At 57.8% G+C, this 3093-nt stretch carries 5 protein-coding genes; 1 reads left to right on the top strand and 4 read right to left on the bottom strand.

What is annotated here, in order from left to right:
- Positions 1–82 precede the first annotated feature (82 nt).
- From OR16_RS43915 to OR16_RS38200, 3 genes are all read right to left on the bottom strand, one after another.
- The gene (locus tag OR16_RS43915; RefSeq protein ID WP_141639980.1) at positions 83–616 is read right to left on the bottom strand and encodes a hypothetical protein; all 534 of its coding nucleotides are present in this window, start codon (positions 614–616) and stop codon (positions 83–85) included.
- A 335-nt stretch (positions 617–951) separates the two neighbouring features.
- The gene (locus OR16_RS38205; RefSeq protein ID WP_006164682.1) at positions 952–1173 is read right to left on the bottom strand and encodes a hypothetical protein; all 222 of its coding nucleotides are present in this window, start codon (positions 1171–1173) and stop codon (positions 952–954) included.
- A 73-nt stretch (positions 1174–1246) separates the two neighbouring features.
- Positions 1247–1474, bottom strand: a complete 228-nt coding sequence (locus OR16_RS38200) for a helix-turn-helix domain-containing protein (protein WP_006164681.1) — start codon at positions 1472–1474, stop codon at positions 1247–1249.
- Positions 1475–1596: 122 nt separating this feature from the next.
- On the opposite strand from OR16_RS38200, the gene OR16_RS38195 reads away from it, so the two are divergent.
- On the top strand, positions 1597–2208 hold the full coding sequence (locus tag OR16_RS38195) for a hypothetical protein (protein WP_141639979.1): 612 nt from the start codon (positions 1597–1599) through the stop codon (positions 2206–2208).
- 116 nt (positions 2209–2324) lie between these two features.
- Here OR16_RS38195 and OR16_RS38190 read toward each other — a convergent pair whose 3' ends face one another.
- Positions 2325–2897 carry a recombinase family protein gene (locus tag OR16_RS38190; protein ID WP_006164679.1) on the bottom strand — a complete coding sequence of 191 codons (573 nt, stop codon included), beginning with the start codon at positions 2895–2897 and terminating at the stop codon, positions 2325–2327.
- Between the last annotated feature and the right edge of the window lie 196 nt (positions 2898–3093).

Genomic DNA, 3093 nt, shown 5'->3' with positions numbered 1-3093 from the left:
TGCGTTGGTCTGCTTTCGTGCTGACTCACCTTGAATGATCAAGCCCGCAATCGCGGTAGCCGCCGCAACAATGGTTACCGGTTCACACATTCGAGGGACTCCGATAGAACAGCCGGAAGACCTCGCCAGGCTTGCCGAACCCTGAGCACACGTCGCCAATGGTGAAGCCCAAGTGCTTGAGCCATTCAATGGTGGCCGTGTTGTGCTCGCTCATGGCATTACAGAGCACGCCATAGCGGCCCTCAATGCTGCTCAGCCAGGCCCGGGGATGTTCCAACATGAGGCGCGGGTGTTGCTCTACCTCAGGTGCACACAGCATCCAGACCGTCCCCAGCGTGCCATTGCTGCCTACGCCGATGATGCCGATTACCTCTCCGTCCTTGAGGCAAGACCAAGACTCATCGGAAAGTCGGATGCCATCCAGGAGGCGGTCAACGATGAGCCGGTCACTGACCCGGGCGAGTTCATCAAGGTCACTAGCACGGAGCCGAGGGGCCAGCGCTGCGGCATCTTCCGGAGTTGCTGGGCGGTACTGGAGACCGTCTGGAGTGGGCGCTGGGGGCCAGGACGATGGCGAGGGCTTGCCTCGCTTTTGGCGATGGTTGATGGCTGACATGGAATTAGCTGGAGGAAGAAAGGGAAGCCGCAGAGATGGCAGGTGCCACCCCCACGGGCCAGACCGGACAGGGAGTGTCTATCCCCCAGTGGCGCTGAAATGGTCAGATGGGAAGCGCCAGGAAATGCGTACGGGCGGCAATTCAGCGCACGAATTCATGTGCTGCCCAAATTTGCCCTATTGCGAGAGGGAGGTTTTAGAGGCCATTTCCCCGCTAGCCCTTACTGGACAATGCTTTGCAAGCGCCAGAAACACAAAAGCGCCAACCGATGACCGGAAGGCGCTTTATAGGGAGGCTGCTGGGGCCACTTGGGGCCTAGAGCGAGAGTGGGTTCTTAGCTTTCGAGGGAGGCAGTGACCAGCCAGCGGCGCAGAATGAGCAATTCCCAGCTTCCCTTGTCCTCCCCTGCATGAGCTTCGAACAGGCGCGGGGTACGGTTGCGGGTCACATAGTCCGGGCAGACGTGCAAGGCGCGATTGCCGATGCGGAGGAAGAATCTGCGGGAGCCGTCAATGGACAGCGAGAAGGGAACGTGGGGAATGCTGAGGATGGACATGCAGGACCTTTGCAGGTATCGGGGCTTGCGGGATGCTCGCCACACAGTGAAGCCATGATAATAACCCAATGGGTTACAGGTCAACTAGTTTCTTCTCCGGGTGTCTGCCCAGCTTCAGAAGCAGCAATTCCCACGCGGCAAGGGGAATGCCGCGATGGTTCTCCGAATCCTTCGGAAGGACCCACTTGTGAACGGTCAGCTTGGAGACATGGACCAGTGCGGCGAAGTCTTCACGGCTCAGGCCAGAGTCATCCAGGAGGGCGCGGACATCATTGGGGGTCGGCTGCTTGAGGTCGGTCATGTGGGGTCTATCGTGGTCAGTAAGCGATGACTGAAAGTTTACCTGCGCGCGCAGCCACTTTCCGTGTATTTCCGGTGGCGCATGCTTCAGAATAGCCTTTTGCTTTGACAAAGGTTCCGGTCATGAACAGACAAACACGCGGATTGATCAAGGACTTCACCGTCCTGTTTCAGCATCTCTGGTACCGAGACTTCCCGATGTCTGCTCTAGTGCAGGGCAAGATGGATGAGAAATTCGGCGCTGCCTCGTGGACCACCCACATCGCTGGATGCGTCAAAGGAGTCGGAGACCTTATGGGATATTTGACACACTTCGAACACGCGGGCAGGTTCGATGCCGTCATTAAGGACTTCGACCAGAACTGCGGCGAGCGGGCAATTACCCATCTTGAGTGGGAGTGGAAACAACCCGCGATGCTTGGGGAGCGGTTTAACGAGGTGGAAAAGCTGGTAGCAGCAAGGGGACGGGCTCTGTTTTCCACGCTCATAACCTATAGCAGGCATGAAAAGGATGCGGATAACCGCAGCATCATTGAACGTCAATGGGGAGACGGGCCAGAACCGCTCTTAGTTCAATTCGTTACTTTCACCTACAAAAACGGTCGGCGGCATCTTGGCCAACTGAGTGCCGAGCTATTTGTGAATGGCAAATGGAGGACACTCCGGGTCCAAGAAGCGCTTCCTTGGAATAGGCCTGGCAGCAAGTGGTTTAATCCTGAGGAGCCATCTGCATAAGGTTGAATGCGCTTCAGCTGCTCACGAAATGCACAGGGCCAGTTTTGCCCCAGCCCTGTGGACTCACGACACCGGCACCGTACCACCGCACACCACGATAGAACCCCGGCGTCAGCTTAAGCCCCCTCGACCTGCCTGAGATACTGGTACAGGGTCTCCCTGCTGATTCCCAGGTCCCGCGCAATGGCTGCCTTCTTCTCGCCTGTGGCGGCGCGCTGCTTGAGCGTGGCTACCTGCTCAGGGCTCAATGCCGCCTTCCGCCCCTTGTAGACGCCCTTCTCCTTGGCAATGGCAATGCCCTCACGCTGGCGTTCACGAATCAGTGACCGCTCGAACTGTGCGAAGCCACCCAGCATGGTCATCATCAGGGTAGCCATCGGATCATCGCTCTGGCCGCTGAAGGTGAGCCGCTCTTTCACAAACTCCACGCTGACATGCTTGGCGGTCAGCTCACGGACCATGCGCAGGAGGTCTTCAGTGTTCCGCGCCAGGCGGTCCATCGAATGCACTACCAGCGTATCGCCTTCCCGCACGTAATCCAATGCGGCTTGGAGCTGGGGCCGCTGGGTGTCCTTGCCGCTAGCCTTGTCGGTGAAGGTCTTGTCTACTGCCACGCCTTCTAGCTGGCGGTCAGTGTTCTGGTCTACCGTGCTCACCCGCACATAGGCAACCCGCTTACCTGCGCTCATGTTCTTGCTCCAATCCCGAAAGTGTCAGGATGGACTCTAAGAGCCATTGCAGATTGTGTCAAGAAAATCCGAGATTCACCCTAACCTGACGGATATAGCGGACTGCACCTGACGTCCAGTTGGGGTGTACGTCAGACTGACACACGGAAGTTGACGGTATCGGCAGAAGCGCTGTAAGCGCGAAATTGACCCCACC

Origin of the sequence: Cupriavidus basilensis OR16, assembly GCF_000243095.1 — a bacterium.
Lineage (GTDB): Bacteria > Pseudomonadota > Gammaproteobacteria > Burkholderiales > Burkholderiaceae > Cupriavidus > Cupriavidus basilensis_D.
This window is presented reverse-complemented; position numbering and strand designations above follow the sequence as displayed.

Excerpts from the sequence above, each read along its gene's own strand:
- OR16_RS43915 (WP_141639980.1), bottom strand. The coding sequence starts at position 616 with ATGTCAGCCATCAACCATCGCCAAAAGCGAGGCAAGCCCTCGCCATCG.
- OR16_RS38205 (WP_006164682.1), bottom strand. The coding sequence starts at position 1,173 with ATGTCCATCCTCAGCATTCCCCACGTTCCCTTCTCGCTGTCCATTGAC.
- OR16_RS38200 (WP_006164681.1), bottom strand. The coding sequence starts at position 1,474 with ATGACCGACCTCAAGCAGCCGACCCCCAATGATGTCCGCGCCCTCCTG.
- OR16_RS38195 (WP_141639979.1), top strand. The coding sequence starts at position 1,597 with ATGAACAGACAAACACGCGGATTGATCAAGGACTTCACCGTCCTGTTT.
- OR16_RS38190 (WP_006164679.1), bottom strand. The coding sequence starts at position 2,897 with ATGAGCGCAGGTAAGCGGGTTGCCTATGTGCGGGTGAGCACGGTAGAC.